15 protein-coding genes and 2 pseudogenes are annotated in these 16,098 nt (G+C 65.7%); 6 read left to right on the top strand and 11 right to left on the bottom strand.

Annotation, left to right across the window (positions count from 1 at the left end; translation table 11 throughout):
* Positions 1-30 precede the first annotated feature (30 nt).
* From galU to paaA, 10 genes and pseudogenes are all read right to left on the bottom strand, one after another.
* Positions 31-921: a UTP--glucose-1-phosphate uridylyltransferase GalU gene (galU, locus tag NG696_RS05740; RefSeq protein ID WP_252574646.1), complete on the bottom strand. Its 891-nt coding sequence runs from the start codon at positions 919-921 to the stop codon at positions 31-33.
* 37 nt (positions 922-958) lie between these two features.
* Positions 959-1,741, bottom strand: a complete 783-nt coding sequence (locus tag NG696_RS05735; RefSeq protein ID WP_252574643.1) for an enoyl-CoA hydratase/isomerase family protein — start codon at positions 1,739-1,741, stop codon at positions 959-961.
* A gap of 8 nt (positions 1,742-1,749) precedes the next feature.
* Positions 1,750-2,715: pseudogene (locus NG696_RS05730) on the bottom strand (2Fe-2S iron-sulfur cluster-binding protein); the annotation flags it as partial.
* A 483-nt stretch (positions 2,716-3,198) separates the two neighbouring features.
* Positions 3,199-4,374, bottom strand: coding sequence for an ATP-binding protein (locus NG696_RS05725; RefSeq protein WP_252574638.1), 1,176 nt, complete (start codon positions 4,372-4,374; stop codon positions 3,199-3,201).
* A gap of 349 nt (positions 4,375-4,723) precedes the next feature.
* Positions 4,724-5,506, bottom strand: coding sequence for an enoyl-CoA hydratase/isomerase family protein (locus tag NG696_RS05720; protein WP_252574635.1), 783 nt, complete (start codon positions 5,504-5,506; stop codon positions 4,724-4,726).
* Positions 5,507-5,513: 7 nt separating this feature from the next.
* Positions 5,514-6,755: a 1,2-phenylacetyl-CoA epoxidase subunit PaaE gene (gene paaE / locus NG696_RS05715; protein WP_252574633.1), complete on the bottom strand. Its 1,242-nt coding sequence runs from the start codon at positions 6,753-6,755 to the stop codon at positions 5,514-5,516.
* A 9-nt stretch (positions 6,756-6,764) separates the two neighbouring features.
* Complete coding sequence (gene paaD, locus NG696_RS05710) at positions 6,765-7,286, bottom strand: 1,2-phenylacetyl-CoA epoxidase subunit PaaD (protein WP_252574630.1); 522 nt, start codon at positions 7,284-7,286, stop codon at positions 6,765-6,767.
* The gene (gene paaC, locus NG696_RS05705; RefSeq protein WP_252574627.1) at positions 7,283-8,119 is read right to left on the bottom strand and encodes a 1,2-phenylacetyl-CoA epoxidase subunit PaaC; all 837 of its coding nucleotides are present in this window, start codon (positions 8,117-8,119) and stop codon (positions 7,283-7,285) included. Before paaC ends, paaD begins: the two co-directional genes overlap by 4 nt.
* Positions 8,116-8,484 (bottom strand): 1,2-phenylacetyl-CoA epoxidase subunit PaaB, encoded by a 369-nt coding sequence (paaB, locus tag NG696_RS05700; protein ID WP_252570061.1) that lies wholly within the window; start codon positions 8,482-8,484, stop codon positions 8,116-8,118. The genes paaC and paaB overlap by 4 nt, the downstream gene beginning before the upstream one ends.
* On the bottom strand, positions 8,481-9,473 hold the full coding sequence (paaA, locus tag NG696_RS05695) for a 1,2-phenylacetyl-CoA epoxidase subunit PaaA (protein ID WP_252574624.1): 993 nt from the start codon (positions 9,471-9,473) through the stop codon (positions 8,481-8,483). Before paaA ends, paaB begins: the two co-directional genes overlap by 4 nt.
* Positions 9,474-9,645: 172 nt before the next feature.
* Between paaA and NG696_RS05690 the strand changes: the two genes are divergently transcribed.
* The 6 genes and pseudogenes from NG696_RS05690 (at position 9,646) to NG696_RS05660 (ending at position 13,412) form a co-directional block, all read left to right on the top strand.
* Positions 9,646-9,972: an ArsR/SmtB family transcription factor gene (locus NG696_RS05690; RefSeq protein WP_252570066.1), complete on the top strand. Its 327-nt coding sequence runs from the start codon at positions 9,646-9,648 to the stop codon at positions 9,970-9,972.
* Positions 9,969-10,667 (top strand): annotated as a pseudogene (locus tag NG696_RS05685) (cation diffusion facilitator family transporter); the annotation flags it as partial. The gene NG696_RS05690 and the pseudogene NG696_RS05685, both read left to right, overlap by 4 nt.
* Before the next feature lie 350 nt (positions 10,668-11,017).
* Positions 11,018-11,161: a hypothetical protein gene (locus tag NG696_RS05675; protein ID WP_252574753.1), complete on the top strand. Its 144-nt coding sequence runs from the start codon at positions 11,018-11,020 to the stop codon at positions 11,159-11,161.
* A gap of 66 nt (positions 11,162-11,227) precedes the next feature.
* Positions 11,228-11,722 (top strand): hypothetical protein, encoded by a 495-nt coding sequence (locus NG696_RS05670; RefSeq protein ID WP_252570068.1) that lies wholly within the window; start codon positions 11,228-11,230, stop codon positions 11,720-11,722.
* 133 nt (positions 11,723-11,855) lie between these two features.
* Complete coding sequence (locus tag NG696_RS05665) at positions 11,856-12,458, top strand: DUF305 domain-containing protein (protein WP_252574622.1); 603 nt, start codon at positions 11,856-11,858, stop codon at positions 12,456-12,458.
* A gap of 78 nt (positions 12,459-12,536) precedes the next feature.
* A complete protein-coding gene (locus NG696_RS05660; RefSeq protein ID WP_252574621.1) occupies positions 12,537-13,412 on the top strand; it encodes a F510_1955 family glycosylhydrolase in 876 nt (291 codons plus the stop codon).
* A 27-nt stretch (positions 13,413-13,439) separates the two neighbouring features.
* On the opposite strand, the gene NG696_RS05655 is transcribed toward NG696_RS05660, so the two are convergent.
* Positions 13,440-16,028 carry an AMP-binding protein gene (locus tag NG696_RS05655; RefSeq protein ID WP_252574619.1) on the bottom strand — a complete coding sequence of 863 codons (2,589 nt, stop codon included), beginning with the start codon at positions 16,026-16,028 and terminating at the stop codon, positions 13,440-13,442.
* Positions 16,029-16,098: the final 70 nt, after the last annotated feature.

Below are 16,098 nucleotides of genomic sequence, written 5' to 3'. Positions count from 1 at the left end.
GACGGGCCTATAGTGCGTCACTGCGAGCCGTCAGCCCACGAAGGCCTTCAACCACGTCTTCAAATCCTCGCCGAACTCCACGCGCTCTGAAGCCAGAGTAATCACGGCCTTCAGGTAGCTGAGCTTGTCGCCGGTGTCGTAGCGGCGGCCCTTAAAAACCACGCCGTACACGCCGGCGCCTTCACCTTCCGCGGCGGCAAGGGTCTGCAGGGCATCTGTAAGCTGGATTTCCCCGCCGCGGCCCGGCTCGGTGTTCTCCAGGACGCCGAAGACCGATGGGTGCAGCACGTAGCGGCCGATGACGGCCAGGTTGGACGGCGCCTCGCCAGCAGCCGGCTTCTCCACCAGGCTGTTCACGCGGACGTAGTCCTCGCCCTCGATGGCTGAGATGTCAGCGCAGCCGTAAGCGCTGATTTCTGTGTGGTCCACCTCGATGAGTGCGATGACCGAACCGCCGGTCTTCTGCTGCACCTCCATCATGGTGCTCAGCAGGGTCTCGGCCTCGTCGATGAGGTCATCACCCAACAGGACAGCGAAGGGCTCGTTGCCCACGTGCTGACGCGCGCAGAGCACGGCATGGCCCAAGCCCTTGGCTTCGCCCTGGCGGACGTAGTGGATGGGGCCCAAGTCGGACGCCTCATGCACCAGGTCCAGGCGACCCTGATCGCCCTTCAGCTCCAGTGCGCGCTCCAGGCCGGGTTCACGGTCGAAGTGGTCCTCAAGGGCACGCTTGCTGCGCCCCGTGATCATCAAAATGTCGTCGAGGCCGGCCTTGACGGCTTCCTCCACGACGTACTGGATGGCCGGGCGGTCAACCACCGGCAACATTTCCTTCGGCATCGCCTTTGTTGCAGGCAGGAAGCGAGTTCCCAATCCGGCAGCAGGAATGACGGCTTTGGTTACAGCTTTCCCCAATGTCATGGGTGAGGTTTACTCAACGGCCTCTGGCAAGGGCAATTCACCCGCCGGTAAACTCCGGGTTCCGCTTCTCCTGGAAAGCCCGGAAACCCTCGGAGTAGTCCTCGGTCCGGCAGAGACGCGCCTGCTCAGCGTTCTCCTCCCGCATGGCTGCCCAGAGTCCCAGGCGCTGGTCCCGGATGTGCGCCACCAGCTGCTTGCTTGCCACAAACGCGCCCGTTGCACCCACGGCCACCCGTCCCACGATCTCCCGGGTCTGATCTAGAAGAGTGTCCGCCGGCATGGCCCGGCTGAACATCCCTTGCGCCACGGCCTCCGCACCGGAGATCAACTCCGCGGTATAGATCAGGTCCAGCGTCCGGTGCATCCCCAGCCGCTCGGTGAAGTACCAGTGCCCGCCCGAATCCAGCGTGGCCCCCAGCTTGGCAAAGGGCGAGCCGAACTTGGCGTTCTCCGCCACGTACACCACGTCCGTAGCCAGCAGCAGCCCCAGCCCCACCCCGAGGCAGGCGCCGTGGGCGGCCGCGAACGTGGGAGCCGGGAACGCGCTCATCTTCTTCAACAGCGGCTCCACCAGCCCGCCCAGGTACGCGGCGGCGTCGTCCTCCTCCGGTATCACGCCCGAAATGTCCCGGCCCGCGCAGAAGGCGCGGCCCTCTCCCCTGAGCAGCAGGGCCCGCACCTTCCCGCTCTCAACGGCGGCAGCGGCGTCGTCGTACGCCTGTGTTAAATCCGCCAGGGCCTGCTCGTCGAAGGAGTTCAGCTTCTGCGGCGCGTCAAGGACCACTTCAGCGACGTTGTTGGCGATGGAGAGAGTGATCATGGGGCTCCTTAGACGTCGAAGTCGACTGTTACGTCTTTGCTGGTGGGGTGGCTCTGGCAGGTTAGCACGTAGCCCTTGTCCAGCTCATCCTGCTCCAGCGCGTAGTTTTCGTCCATGGTCACGGTGCCGGTGACCAGCTTGGCCCGGCAGGTGCCGCACACTCCCCCGGCGCACGCGAACGGCACGTCCGGGCGCACCCGCAGCGCGGCGTTGAGGATGGACTCCCGGGCGTGGGTGGGGGTGGCCACCTCGCCCTGCAGGCCGTCCAGCTTGAACGTGATCTTGTACGTCTCCTGGGATTCGTCCACCACCACGGGGCGGCCGGCGTGCCCCTCCGGGCGGTCCGGCTTGCCACTCGTGAACAGTTCGAACCGGACGTGCTCGGGCTTCACGCCGCGCTCGGCCAGGGTGTCCCGGCACAGCTGCACCAGCTCGAACGGACCGCACAGGAACCACTCGTCCACATCGTCCGCGTGGATGGCGGTGCCCAGCAGCTGCTGCAGCTTCCCGGCGTCGATCCGGCCGCTCAGTAGCGGCGCGATCCGCTGCTCACGGGACAGCACGTGGTGGATGGCGAGGCGCTGCGGGTACTTGTCCTTCAGGTCCGCGAGCTCCTCCAGGAACATCACGTCCATGGCCGCCTTGTTGGCATAGATCAGGTCGAACCGGGTCTCCTGGTTGGCCGCCAGCAAAGTGCGCGCGATGGCGATCACCGGGGTAATGCCACTCCCCGCAGCGATGGCCACGAAGCTGCCCGGCTCACCCGCCAGCTCCTCCGGGTGGTTCATGGAGTTCATGACGTTCTGGTCCACGGCTTTGCCGTCGCGGCCGTGCTTGGACACGAACGCGCCCATGGGGCTCATCACCTCCAGGGTGTCCCCCGCCCTCATCTCGGCGTTGGCCCACGTGGAGAACAACCCGCCCAGGTCCTGCTTCACGGCCACCCGGATCTCACTGCTGCCGTCCGGGAACGATGCGTCCAACCTGATCGCTCAGGAGCAGACGACCGCGTTTCCGACCAGCCCGGTCCCTCCCCGAGAAGAGGCCTCCGGGACGTGCAGGCCGGGGCAATCGTTGCCTGGTACGAAATCACTGGCGCCCCCACCACCATGACCGGCGAAGGACATCACTACCCAAAATGAGCGGGCCTCCTACACGATGGTCTGCCGCACCCCAAGCAAGCCAATCCATGCGTCAGGCCCCCTCACTGCGCTTAGTCCCCGCTGAGACTTGTCACGGACCAAGGATTCAACACAGGAATGCTGCAACCCGGGTTCGGGTGTGCGTCAGATTTGTAGGTAGCTGTGCTGTGGCATGTTTCTGGGGTCGTGTGTGGTGGTTAGGCGGCTGTGGTCTGGTTGTGGTGGGTGCACACGTGATTGCCTACGTAGCTCCTTGGCCGCCTGGCGTCGGACGCTGACCCGCCTGAATCAGCCGAGCGCTGAAACTAGCGCATGTCAGTCCTCGGTCTGGCGCCCGATGAAGGCAGCCATTCCGGGCACCGTGAACTGAATAGAGCCATATTCGGGTGCATACACAACACCCTTGTCGATGAGTCGTGAGCGGATGACGGCAAGTTTGCTGGTCGACTTCCCAAGGCGTTCGGCGATTTCTCCAGTCGAGGAAGGGGTATCGCTGTCCTGGGCCATGGCCCTGAGGTAGAGGCGTTCTGCATTGGTGGCACGCTGCCATCTGGCCTCGAAGAAGCCATGGTCCAGGTCGTTGGTGCCGTGGCGGACTGCCACGTGCGCGTCGTCAGCGCTGATGATCTTCTCCGATGATGCTTCCCAGGCGGCACGTCCGTAGACCTGAAGGAAGAAGGGGTAGCCGTTCGCGGCAGAGAGCAGGAGTGACAGCGCATCAGGCGCCAAGGAGGCGCCGAGCCTGTTGATGGGCAAGGCGAGGGCTTCCGAGGCGGCCTCTTCGTTGACCTGGCCTATGGTCCTGTAGAGAAACAGCCGCTCACCATAGGTCCTGGCCTCGGAGATCTTGCCGGGCAGGTTGGGTAGGCCCGCGCCGATGATGTAAAAAGGCCATCCGCGCTGGCCCGCAAGGTGCTGAACGGACAACAGTATGGTCAGAAGCTCTTCGTCCAGGTCTTGCATTTCGTCAATGAACAAGCCGAACCCGCCCCTGGCTTTTCGCATCGCGAGTGATACATCCTCGACAAGTTCCTCGAGGTCGATGTCCAGGTTGCCTGAATCGGCGCGCCCTTGTTTGGTCGTCACCGACGCGGAGACGCCGGCAACCCCCAAACTCGCTGAGATGTTGCCGATGCTGTTCAAGGCATTCTGCAGAAAGCTCCAGGCTGGCTTTCCGCGGAGTCTGCGCGCACCTACTTCAAGCTCACGGGCAAGCTTCGCCCGGGTGGCTTTTTTGCCGGCGTCCCCTGGTTGGGCTTCAAGCTGGATTACCAGCCAGTCGTTCCGTCGCGCGTGCTCTGCGAAGACGTTCAGCAAAACGGTTTTGCCCACTCCGCGAAGGCCGGACAGAACCATGCCCCGGTCCCCCCCGGTGTTGGACTTGGCGCGTGCGACCAATAGATCGAAGGCATCGATCTCTCCATCACGGCCGACAAGCTCCGGAGGCCGGACGCCGGAGCCGGGGTTAAAGGGGTTCAGTGCTGGATCCATGCCCCAATGATACCTACTTCTAACGAGATATAACACTTTTTGTTATAAGACCATATCTTTCGTTACCAGCGGCGTGAGAACACACCAGGGCATCAAGGAGAGGGCGGAACGTTCTCGGTCGCGCCCCAAAGCTTGTAGACCAATGCCCACTAAGTGATGAGCATGCTCATCCGGCCTAATGCGCATGCTCATCACGTCATGCGCATGGTTGAACGTCGTGTCGCTGCGCGGCAGACGGTGCGGGTGGACGCCGGCGGGGGAGCAATATTCGGCGACGGTCCCGGACGCACTGCGTTCAAGCATCGAAGGGCTCGGACGGCTTCACCCTGCCCACTTTGTCCGGAACATTTCACCGGCCTTTGAACGCCGGTGACCGCTTCTCCTGGAAGGCACGGAAGCCCTCGGCGTAGTCCGCGGTCTTGCAAAGCCGCGCCTGCTCGGCGTTTTCCTCGGCCATGGCGTCCCACAGGCCCAGCCGCTGGTCGCGGATGTGTGCCACCAGCTCCTTGCTCGCCGTGAACGCGCCTGTGGCGCCGGCGGCAACCTTCGACACAATTTCCCTCGTATTGGCCAACAATTCATCCGCCGGCATCGCCCGGCTGAACATCCCCTGGGCCACGGCCTCCGTCCCGGACATGAGCTCGGCCGTGTAGATCAGGTCCAGCGTCCGGTGCATGCCCAGCCGCTCGGTGAAGTACCAGTGCCCGCCCGAGTCCAGCGTGGCCCCCAGCTTCGCGAACGGCGAGCCGAACTTCGCGTTCTCCGCCACGTACACCACGTCCGTGGCCAGCAGCAGCCCCAGCCCCACCCCGAGGCAGGCGCCATGTGCCGCGGCAAACGTAGGCGCCGGGAACGCGCTCATCTTCTGCAGCAAAGGCTGCACCAGCCCGCCCAGGTACGCTTCGGCGTCGTCCGTCTCCGGCGTCACGCCCGAGATGTCCCGGCCCGCGCAGAAGGCGCGGCCCTCTCCCCTGAGCAGCAGCGCCCGCACCTCACCGCGCGAGGCGGCGGCAGCGGCGTCGTCGTACGCCTGTGTTAAATCAGTGAGCGCCTGCTCGTCCAGGGAGTTCAGCTTGTGCGGCGCGTCCAGGACGATTTCGGCGACGCCGTTGGCGATGGAGAGGGAGATCATGGGTTCCTTAGACGTCGAAGTCGACTGTTACGTCTTTGCTCGTGGGGTGGCTCTGGCAGGTCAGGACGTACCCCTTGTCCAGTTCATCCTGCTCCAGCGCGTAGTTTTCGTCCATGGTCACGGTACCGGTGACCAGTTTGGCGCGGCACGTGCCGCACACTCCCCCGGCGCACGCGAACGGCACATCCGCCCGGACCCGCAGCGCGGCGTTCAGGATCGACTCGCGGGCGTGCGTGGGGCTGGCCACCTCGCCCTGCAGGCCGTCCAGCTTGAACGTGATCTTGTACGTCTCCTGCGATTCGTCCACCACCACGGGACGGCCGGCGTGGCCCTCCGGGCGGTCCGGCTTGCCCGACGTGAACAGTTCGAACCGCACATGCTCCGGCTTCACCCCGCGCTCGGCCAGGGTGTCCCGGCACAGCTGCACCAGCTCGAACGGCCCGCACAGGAACCACTCGTCCACATCGTCCGCGTGGATGGCGGTGCCCAGCAGCTGCTGCAGCTTCCCGGCATCGATCCGTCCGCTGAGCAGCGGCGCGATCCGCTGCTCGCGGGACAGCACGTGGTGGATGGCCAGCCGCTGCGGGTACTTGTCCTTCAGGTCCGCCAGCTCCTCCAGGAACATCACGTCCATGGCGGCCTTGTTGGCGTAGATCAGGTCAAAGCGCGTCCCCGGGTTGGCCGCCAACAGCGTGCGGGCGATCGCGATCACCGGGGTGATGCCGCTCCCCGCCGCGATGGCCACAAAAGTGCCCGCCCCCTGCGAGGCGGCCTCCCCCGCCAGCTCCTCCGGGTGGTTCATGGAGTTCATGACGTTCTGCTCCACGGCCTGGCCGTCCCGGCCGTGCTTGGACACAAACGCGCCCATGGGGCTCATAACGTCCAGCGTGTCCCCCGCCTTCAGCTCCGCGTTGGCCCACGTGGAAAACAGCCCGCCCAGGTCCTGCTTCACGGCCACCCGGATCTCGCTGCTGCCGTCCGGGAAGCTGCGCGGCTCGGCACAGATGGAGTAGCTGCGGCGCACCTCATGCGGCTCGCCGTTCTCATCCTGCAGCGTGGTGCGCAGGGCCACGTACTGGCCGGGCAGATAGTCGAACCGGCCGGCGAGCTCTTGGGGGACGCCGAACGTCACCTCGATGGCGTCCTCGGTCAGCCGGCGCACCTCATTGACGGTCAGGGTGTGGAAGGACGGACGACGGCGGCCGCTGGCTAGCGCCGATTCGGCGGCGGTCTGGCGCACAACAGGCATGGGGCTTCCTTACAGGACTTTGAAGTAGTCGAACGGTTCCAGGCAGTCGTTGCAGACGTACAGCGCCTTGCAGGACGTGGAGCCGAACCGGGTGAGCTCCTTGGTGTTCAGGCTGGAACACTGCGGGCATTTCACGGCCATTTTGAGCCGGATGGGCCCGGCGTGGCGGGCGGCGGCTGCCATGCCCGACGGCGGGGCGATGCCGTACTCCTGCAGCTTGGCCTTGCCGGCCTCCGTCATCCAGTCCGTGGTCCAGGCCGGTGCGAGCACCAGGTCCACTTCTGCTGTGTAGCCCTCTGTGGCGAACGCTTTTTTCAGGTCATCGCGGATGGCGTCCATGGCCGGGCAGCCCGAGTACGTGGGGGTGATGGTGACCCTTACGCATTTCCCCTCGGCCTGCACGTCGCGGAGGATCCCGAGGTCCGCAATGGTGAGCACGGGGATTTCCGGATCGCAGACCGTGGCGGCGATGTCCCAGGCCTGCTGATGTGTCTTTGTGCGCTCAGGCGCAGCGGTGGCCACGGCGGTCACCAGCTTGCTCCGGGGTACTCCCGGGCGAGCACCTGCATCTCCGCGAGGAGGTAGCCCAGGTGCTCGGAGTGCCGGCCGTGCCGGCCGCCGCCGGGGGCAGCCGGCCCGTCCGGCACTCCCAGCCCCGCTTCGGCCAGGATCTCCCCGGTCAGTCGGTCAAAGTCTGCGCGCAGGCTGGAAGGCTCGACGGCGGCGCCGGTTTCAGCCAGGCGCGTGGTCAGCTCGTCGTCCTGGAAGAGCTCGGCGACGTAGGGCCACATCTGCTTCAGGCCTTGGATCATCCTGGTACGGGATTCCTCGGTGCCGCCGGCCAGGCGAAGGACCCACTGGGCGCTGTGGTCCCGGTGGTAGTCCACTTCCTTCACTGCTTTGGCGGCGATGGCGGCCAGCGTGGCGTCTGTGGATTCCGTGAGGCGGCGGTAGAGCTCGAACTGGTAGTAGCTCACCACGAACTGCCGGGCGATGGTGGCCGCGAAGTCGCCGTTGGGCTGCTCAAAGATGTGGGCGGAGCGGAACTCTGGCTCCCGTCGGAAATACGCCAGCTCGTCCTCGGTTTTGTCCCAGGCGCCGCCCGCGTACGTGAGGAAGCTCCGGGCATGGCCCAGCTGGTCCAGTGCGATGTTGCCCAGAGCCACGTCCTCCTCCAGCTCGGGGCCGCGGGAGATCCAGTGGCCCAGGCGCTGCGCGAGGACCAGGCCGTCGTCCCCCAGGCGCAGCGCGTACTCGGCCACGTCCTCTGTGGGCTTGGCCAGTCCGGTGCGGACCTCCAAGGCGATGTCCTCCGGGCGCAGGGCGTTGCCGGGGGTGATGCGGGTGGCGGATTCGTTGCTCACAGGTGCTTCACGCCTTCGCTCTTGGTGTAATACGTGGCGTGCCGGTAGTCCTTGCCCTGCGGGGACTCGAAGAACGAACCCTTGGAGTCGGGGTCGCTGGCGGCGATGGCGTCGGCCGGGACCACCCAGATGGACACACCCTCGTTGCGGCGGGTGTAGAGGTCGCGGGCGTTGCGCAGGGCCATGGCGGCATCCGGCGCGTGCAGGGACCCGGCGTGGACGTGGGAGAGGCCGCGGCTGGAGCGGACGAAGACCTCCCACAGGCCCCAGGCGTTGCGGTCGGTGGCAGGCTCGAGCACCTCTGGGGCCACGCCGACAGGGGTCCCTGGCCGAGCTTGCGAGGTTGGGGAGTCGGTGGGGATCATGCTGCGTATTCCTTTGTCTTCAGTGACTGTTTTGCTGCATACGCCGCGGCTGCTTCGCGGACCCAGGCGCCGTCGTCGTGCGCTTCCCTCCGGCGCTCAAGGCGCTGGGCGTTGCAGGGGCCGCGGCCGGCGAGGACTTCGTGGAACTCGTTCCAGTCCAGCGGGCCGTGCTCCCACTTTTTGGTGTCCTCGTTGAAGCGGATCTCGCTGTCCGGGAGGGTGAGGCCCAGCACGCGGACCTGCTCCACCATCATTCCCACGAAGCGGCTGCGGAGTTCGTCGTTGCTGAAGCGCTTGATGTTCCAGGCCATGGACTGGCGGGAGTTGGGCGAATCGTCGTCCGGCGGGCCGAACATCATCAGCGCCGGGGCGTACCAGCGGTTCACGGCGTCCTGCGCCATCTCCTTCTGCTCCGGGGTGCCGTGGGCGAGCTCCAGCAGGATCTCGAAGCCCTGGCGCTGGTGGAACGACTCTTCCTTGCAGACGCGCACCATGGCGCGGCCGTAGGGGCCGTAGGAGGCGCGGCACAGCGGCACCTGGTTGCAGATGGCGGCGCCGTCCACCAGCCAGCCGATGGCACCCATGTCCGCCCAGGTCAGGGCCGGGTAGTTGAAGATGCTGGAGTAGCGGGCCTTGCCGGCGATGAGGTCGGCCATCATCTTGTCTCTTGTTTGACCGAGCGTCTCGGCGGCGGAGTACAGGTAGAGCCCGTGGCCGGCCTCGTCCTGGACCTTCGCCATGAGGATGGCCTTGCGCTTCAGGCTCGGGGCGCGGGAAATCCAGTTGGCTTCCGGCTGCATGCCGATGATCTCGGAGTGGGCGTGCTGGGAGATCTGGCGCAGGAGGGTCTTGCGGTAGGCGTCCGGCATCCAGTCTTTTGGTTCAATGCGGGAGTCCTCGGCGATCACGCGGTCAAAGTTGGCCTGACCGTCCGCGTCTTGGCGGTCCTTGGCCTGGCTGTCCGCGTCGCGCTGGGCGTTGGCTTCCATGGTTGCTCCTATGCACCTGCCTGGATTGGTCGCATTTATTTACCGACCGTTCGTTCAGGATATGCGCGGAGTGCGGAGGGCGTCAAGATTTCGACGGGCTCAATCAGGTTGGAGCCGATACGGCCGCAATACATAATTGCCTGAATACACGCACTGATGTACTTTGGCTCTTATGGAAACCCTTACGCATGCCCCAGTGCTGGCCCGGTTCGGCTACGCGGTCTCCGACCCTACCCGGGCGCGGATTCTGCTGGCCTTGGCAGATGCGCCCACGTACCCGTCGGACCTGGCCGAATTGCTGGGGGTTTCGCGGCAGAGCATGTCCAATCACTTGACGTGCTTGCGGGGCTGCGGCCTCGTGGCGGCTGTCCCGGATGGCCGGCGGACCCGGTATGAGCTCGCTGACGCCAGGCTGGGCCACGCGATCAGGGATCTGCTCGGTGTGGTGCTGGCTGTGGATCCTGCCTGCTGCGCCCCGGACGGGACATGCCTGACATGACCACCACGGTTCAGCTTGCATCTACGCCCGCCCGCCGCGCCGTGTTGGGCCGCCGCATCCGCCTGTTCGCGGCCGCGACCATCACGTACAACGTCGTCGAGGCCGCCGTCGCGCTCTGGGCGGGCAACCTGGCCCACTCCTCGGCCCTCATCGGCTTCGGCCTTGATTCGGTGATTGAAGTCGCTTCCGCGGCGGCCCTGTCCTGGCAGTTTTCCGCGAAGGACCCGGAACGGCGCGAACACCTGACCCTGCGGATCATCGCGATCTCGTTCTTCGCCCTGGCACTGTTCGTCTCCATGGACTCGGTCAGGTCACTGTCCAGAGGCGGCGAGGCACAGCCTTCCACTCCGGGCATCGTGATCGCCGCCCTGAGCCTGGCCATCATGCCCGTCCTGTCCTGGCTTCAACGCCGCGCGGGCCGCGAACTTGGCTCCCGCACCGCCGTCGCAGATTCGAAACAGACTCTGCTGTGCACCTACCTCTCCGCCGTCCTACTGGTGGGCCTGGTCCTCAACAGCGCCTTGGGATGGTGGTGGGCGGATGCCGGCGCGGCGCTGGTCATCGCAGGGATCGCCGTCCGTGAGGGCATTAACGCCTGGAAAGGGGACGTCTGTTGTGCCTTCCCACGGGCCGGGGCCCGAGCCGGGGCAGGACGCGATGGGAAAGCTGATGATTGCTGCGCCGCCCCTGAACCGTGCACCGGCGAGCCCGACAGGGACCACATGAGAATAGAAATACTCCACATCGATGACTGCCCAAACACAGCAAAAGCACTCAAGCAGGTGGAAGCTGCCCTCGTCGCCATGGGGCGCCAGGACATCCCGGTCCATTTGCGGAGCATCAGGACTCCGGCAGATACGGCCGGGACCCGATTTGCCGGTTCGCCGACCATCACTGCAGACGGGGCCGACATCTTCCCTGACGGAACGCCAACGAGTGAACTCGCGTGCCGGATATACCCCACCCCCGGCGGTCTGGCAGGCGCTCCGACCATCGACCAGGTAGTGGAGGCACTGACCGACCGTGGCCTGCGATCGGCGACGGCGTGAACGACTCCCCCGCCCTGGCCCGCGCCGAGGTGGGAATCGCGATCGGCGCCGGCACCGACGTCGCCATTGGCCCTGAATGCGCAGTTGCTGCGGAGGGTGAAACTCAATCCGTCCCGCGTACGTTGAACCAGAAGCGCTGACCGGCCGGAAAGGACCCGGCCGGTAGCCTTGAAGACGGATCAGACCAACACGGAAGGAGGAACGCCATGACCGCAGTGCTCCGCGGCCCCGTCACGGCGTTCCTGCTCCGCGCCGGCATCATCACCGCCATCCTGGCCATCCTCGCCGGGATTTTCGGCATGCACGTCATGACCGGCAATCACTCCATGCACTCCCCCGCCGCCGGGCACACACCGGCCCCGGCCGTGAGTGTCGGGGACAGGCACGCCAACCACAAAACCACGGCGCCCCACGCGGAACCGGTTGCCTCAACAACAGCGGCGGCCGCGGGACATCGGGGCTCTGAGGCTGTTGCCGCAGGCCCGGCGTCGTGCACGTGCTCTGCTGACTGCGCCAGCATCCAGGCGATGAGCGCAGCATGCACCCCCTCAGCCCAGACAGGGACACTGGCCGCCCCTGAACCCGCGCAGGGCACCCGAACCCTGGATGGCCATGGCGGGCTGCCCGACACGGTCGGTTCTTCCTACGCCTATCTGCCCGGCGGTCCTTCACCGGGTGAGCTGTCCATCAGCCGGACGTAGAACTGGGCACACCGCCGTCCCCACGGCACAGCCCCGTCATGAAGCGAGCCCAACAGACGCTTCCCGGCATCTGCAAGGATGCTCCCCCGCTCACCGGCCCCCTGCGGTCGAGATTTGAAGGACCTGACTTCCCATGAATAAGAAGCTATTGACCCTTTCAACAACGGCCATTGCGGCTGCCATTGCCTTGGCCGGGTGCTCATCCGGTTCCGGATCCGGGAGCACGCCCGGAATGAATCACGGCAGCTCCAGCAGCGCGCCGGCACCGTCAGCGGAACACAACTCCGCTGACGTGACGTTCGCCCAGATGATGATCCCCCACCATGCCCAGGCGGTGGAGATGGCAGAAATGATCCTCGCGAAAAAGGACATCCCCGCCCCCGTCACCGCGCTGGCCACCAAAATCAAGGAAGCGCAGGGCCCGGAGATCCGGACCATGACCGGCTGGCTTGATGACTGGAACGAACCAACGGAAATGGCCTCCGGCCACGCCGGGCACTCCATGGACGGCATGCTGGACGACGCCTCGCTGAAGGAACTCGACGCCGCGCAGGGCACCGGGGCCGCCAAACTGTTCCTGAAGCAGATGATCGCCCACCACGAAGGCGCCATCATGATGGCCAACACTGAAAAGACCGGCGGCAAAGACCCCAAGGCCGTGGACCTGGGCAACCAAATCGTGTCTGCGCAGGAAGCGGAAATCAAGGAAATGCAGGGCCTCCTGACCACGCTCTGACGAGTCGATCACGTTGGCGCCGGCCTGACCGGGCCGGCGCCACATTGTCCCTGATTTCCCTTCACTCTGGAGTTAGCCATGTTTTTCCTCTCCCACATGATCAGACGCGGCGCAGTCCTGGCCGGCGCCGCGGCCACCCTTCTCGCCATTGCCGGCTGCGCACCGGCGACAAACCAGACCACGCCGCACACGACGGCAGCCGGGAGCCCCCTTCCCAGCACACACGTCCACGGACTCACCGTCAGCGGTGACACCGGCCAGGTACTGCTCGCCACCCACGACGGCCTCTTCGACGTCACCACCAGCCCGGCGAAAAAAATCGGTGGCACCAACGACCTGATGGGATTCACCGCCGGCCCCGCCGACGGGGTCTTCTACGCTTCGGGCCACCCGGGGCCCGGCTCTGACCTGCCCAACCCCATGGGCCTGCTCAAATCCTCCGACGGCGGCACTACGTGGGAGCAGCTCTCGCGCCAGGGTGAATCGGACTTCCATGCCATGACCACCACCCAAGCGGGGATCGTGGCCTTCGACGGGACACTGCGGACCAGCGCCGACGGCGAGACCTGGAACACTATTCCCGCTGACTTCGCCCCCGCCGTCCTCGCCGGTCATCCGGGCAGCAGAACCCTCCTGGCGACCACGCCCGACGGGGTCCAGCGTTCCACCGACGCCGGCAGCACGTGGGAGCCTGTGAAAGACGGCCCGGTAATTCAGTTCGCCGCGTTCGCGCACCCAGCCGAGGCTGTGGGCGTTGAACCCGACGGTACGGTGCACTACTCTGCCGATGCCGGAGAGACCTGGACAAAAATGGGCCGCATCGACGCCCAGGTCATGGCAATCGCCGCAGTCAAGGGCGCCGACGGCAGACCCTGGATCTGGGCCGCTACCGCCGACGGGATCCTTGTCTCCACGGACGGAGGAACGACATTCCGGCCTGCGGACGCGGGATAGCCCCACCTTCCGCCGTTCAGTGCGGACTCAATGTCCGGGAGGGGCAGCCGGCGGGGCGGGCTGCCGGGGCGACTGCCGCCGTCGGCCGTTCCATTTCGACAGGCTCAATCTCCAGGTTCTGGCGCGGGCGATGGCCGTCGGCGCCAGGCTGCAGAGTGCCCAGTACGCGGAGCCTGCGGCCAGTGAGGCCACGACGGCGAGCGCGGGGCTGAGCTCAACCAGCAGCGGGTAGACCAGCCAATGCACCAGATAGATGTGCAAGGACGCGCCGGCCAGCAGAACGGTGAGGCGCCGGAGCCCGGCCGGGACGGGAAGACTGGGCAGCCACAGGAGCAGGAGTATCCCGGCCAGGACAGTCAGTTCACGGGCGGGGTTGTCGAAGAACCCCGGGATAGTCAAAGCGGCAACGACACTGACGGCGCCTCGCTGAAGGATGTGACGGGCCCTGGCAACCGCCCATCCCAGCGCGAAGAGCCAGAGGGCCGGCGTCGTGTGGGGAATTCCCGGCTCAAAAAGCTCATACCGGGTAAGGAGTCCGGCGGCGAGCAGCACCAGCGGAAAGAGGAACGGGAAGCGCCTTTCGGCCCGACTGACCCAGGGCAGGGCGAGCAACGCCGTCATGCTGACCAGCAGGTAGACGAGAACCTCGATGAACCAGAAATGCGACCGGGTGGTCACCTCTTCGGGCCCGATAATGGCGTGGAGGAGGACGATATTCTCCAGGCTGTATCTGTCGGTGATCAGGTAGGCGAAGCCGATGAAGGCCATGCTGGGGATGATGACCCTGGCCAGGCTGGCGGCTTGTTTCCGCAGCCGCGGCATACGTTCCCCGGACAGCTGGAACCGGGCGAAGTTGAACCCCGCCACAGCCATGAGTACGTGGGCGGCACCCTGCCAGTGCAGGAATCCGATGTGGGTGCTGACGATCAGGAAAATGGAGACCGCCCGCAGCACGATGCTGGTTTCAAGCCGGGCGAACATGCGGCGCTTCCGCGGCCGCGGCTGTTCATGGCGGGCCCCAAGCACCCCCACCGGGGTGATGTGCCAGTCCGGGGGCAAATGCCCCAACGCCTGCTCAAGCCGCACCGACGCTGCCACATACGAAAGCGAGTCCCCGCCCAGCGAAACGAACGTGTCGTCGTCGGAAATGTCGTCCAGCTCCAGCGTGTCCTCAAAAATGCGCACCACACTGTCCCGCGGGCCAGCTCCGGAGTTCGCGCTGGAAGGCTGGTCTTGAACTGTGGGTTTGGCGAGCGCCAGGACGGCCGGGTAGTCCAGCTTGCCGGACGCCAGACGCGGGAGCTCCGGCACCGCCTGGACGTGCAGGGCAGCGCGGGGCAGGCCTATGCCCTGGGGGAGGATCTTGCCCAGCAACGCAGTGTCGTGTTCACCCTCGACGGCGACCACGAGTCCCTGGTCCGTGCCGGCGCTCGCCGCCTGAATACCAAGATCTGCAAGGATCCGTTCCACTTGTCCAAGGTCGACGCGCAGGCCGACGATCTTGACGAACCGGCTGCGCCGTCCCACTACCTCGTACAGTCCGTCTGCGTTCTGGCGTGCCAGGTCTCCGGTGCGGAGTTCATCCACCGTCCGCCCGAGGCCGAGGTCCTCCGGCGTCTGGGCGTAACCCAGCATCACGTTGGGCCCTGAATAGACCAGCTCCCCATGCTCCAGTCCAGGGACCGGGTCTATCCGGAAGGCGCCGCCGGGGATGGGAATTCCGATGGCGCCTGGCGCCGTACCTGCCAGCCGCGGAGGGAGGTAGGCCATGCGTGCCGTGGCCTCCGTCTGGCCGTACATCACAAAGAGATCCCAGCCGCTCCTTGCGCCCAGTTCTGCGTAACGCCGGACCAGGTCCGGGCCGAGCCTGCCGCCAGCCTGGGTCACATACCTGAGCGTGGGCAGGTTCATTGCGGCGAACCCCACCCGCTCGAGCAACTCGAAGGTGTAGGGAACGGCTGCGAACGATGTGGCACCCTCGCGGCGGAACAGATCCCAGAAGCAGGGGTCCACCACGGACAGATCGGTCAGGACCAGGCTGGCACCACGCAGCAGGTGGCTGTTGATCACTGACAGTCCATAGCAGTAGGACATGGGCAGCGTGGTCATAGCCCGGTCATACTCGGTGATGCCGAGGTATTCCGCGATGGACTCTGCGTTCGCCTGGAGGTTTTCATAGGACAACCGCACAAGCTTGGGCGAACCGGTGGAACCTGAGGTGCTCAACAGAAGGGCCAGGTCCGGGTGCAGGGTGTGTCCGGTGCCAGGCCGTCGCTCCTCCAATACTGTCCGGCCGTTCGCGGAACTAAGGATAACGTCCGGATCGTAGGCCGCGACCAGGGACTCCAGGGCGGCAGGCTTGTCCGCGGGCAGGAGGATCAGCGGATGACCGGCCGCCATGGCCGCCAGGTAACCCACCAGGGATTCAACATCGTTACCGGCCGTCAGGGCCACCAGGCGACGTTCGCTACCGAGTCGCCGGCCCACCTCCTCAACCCGGTCGGCCAGTTCCCGATACGTCAAGACACCATTGCTGGTGGCAACGGCAGTCCTGTCCCCGTAATTCGCGAGGTTCGCGGCAAACGACAGGCGTTGAAGGTCAAGTTGGGTGCTCATAGCGTGTGGTCCATAGGAGTCTTCGGCGATTTAGGGAAGCCTAACCTTGGAAGAGTACACCGGGCGTGGG

It is taken from the genome of Pseudarthrobacter cellobiosi (genome assembly GCF_023913755.1).
In the GTDB taxonomy this organism is placed as follows: domain Bacteria; phylum Actinomycetota; class Actinomycetes; order Actinomycetales; family Micrococcaceae; genus Arthrobacter; species Arthrobacter cellobiosi.
Note: the sequence above shows the minus strand (reverse complement) of the source record. Positions and strands in the feature narration are given on the sequence as shown.

Bases quoted from the DNA above. Each gene is read 5' to 3' on its own strand.
- paaA (WP_252574624.1), bottom strand. From the start codon at position 9,473: ATGGAAGCCAACGCCCAGCGCGACGCGGACAGCCAGGCCAAGGACCGC.
- NG696_RS05725 (WP_252574638.1), bottom strand. From the start codon at position 4,374: ATGGATCCAGCACTGAACCCCTTTAACCCCGGCTCCGGCGTCCGGCCT.
- NG696_RS05655 (WP_252574619.1), bottom strand. From the start codon at position 16,028: ATGAGCACCCAACTTGACCTTCAACGCCTGTCGTTTGCCGCGAACCTC.
- galU (WP_252574646.1), bottom strand. From the start codon at position 921: ATGACATTGGGGAAAGCTGTAACCAAAGCCGTCATTCCTGCTGCCGGA.
- NG696_RS05670 (WP_252570068.1), top strand. From the start codon at position 11,228: ATGACCGCAGTGCTCCGCGGCCCCGTCACGGCGTTCCTGCTCCGCGCC.
- paaB (WP_252570061.1), bottom strand. From the start codon at position 8,484: ATGATCCCCACCGACTCCCCAACCTCGCAAGCTCGGCCAGGGACCCCT.
- NG696_RS05660 (WP_252574621.1), top strand. From the start codon at position 12,537: ATGTTTTTCCTCTCCCACATGATCAGACGCGGCGCAGTCCTGGCCGGC.
- NG696_RS05665 (WP_252574622.1), top strand. From the start codon at position 11,856: ATGAATAAGAAGCTATTGACCCTTTCAACAACGGCCATTGCGGCTGCC.
- NG696_RS05690 (WP_252570066.1), top strand. From the start codon at position 9,646: ATGGAAACCCTTACGCATGCCCCAGTGCTGGCCCGGTTCGGCTACGCG.
- NG696_RS05735 (WP_252574643.1), bottom strand. From the start codon at position 1,741: ATGATCACTCTCTCCATCGCCAACAACGTCGCTGAAGTGGTCCTTGAC.
- NG696_RS05720 (WP_252574635.1), bottom strand. From the start codon at position 5,506: ATGATCTCCCTCTCCATCGCCAACGGCGTCGCCGAAATCGTCCTGGAC.
- paaE (WP_252574633.1), bottom strand. From the start codon at position 6,755: ATGCCTGTTGTGCGCCAGACCGCCGCCGAATCGGCGCTAGCCAGCGGC.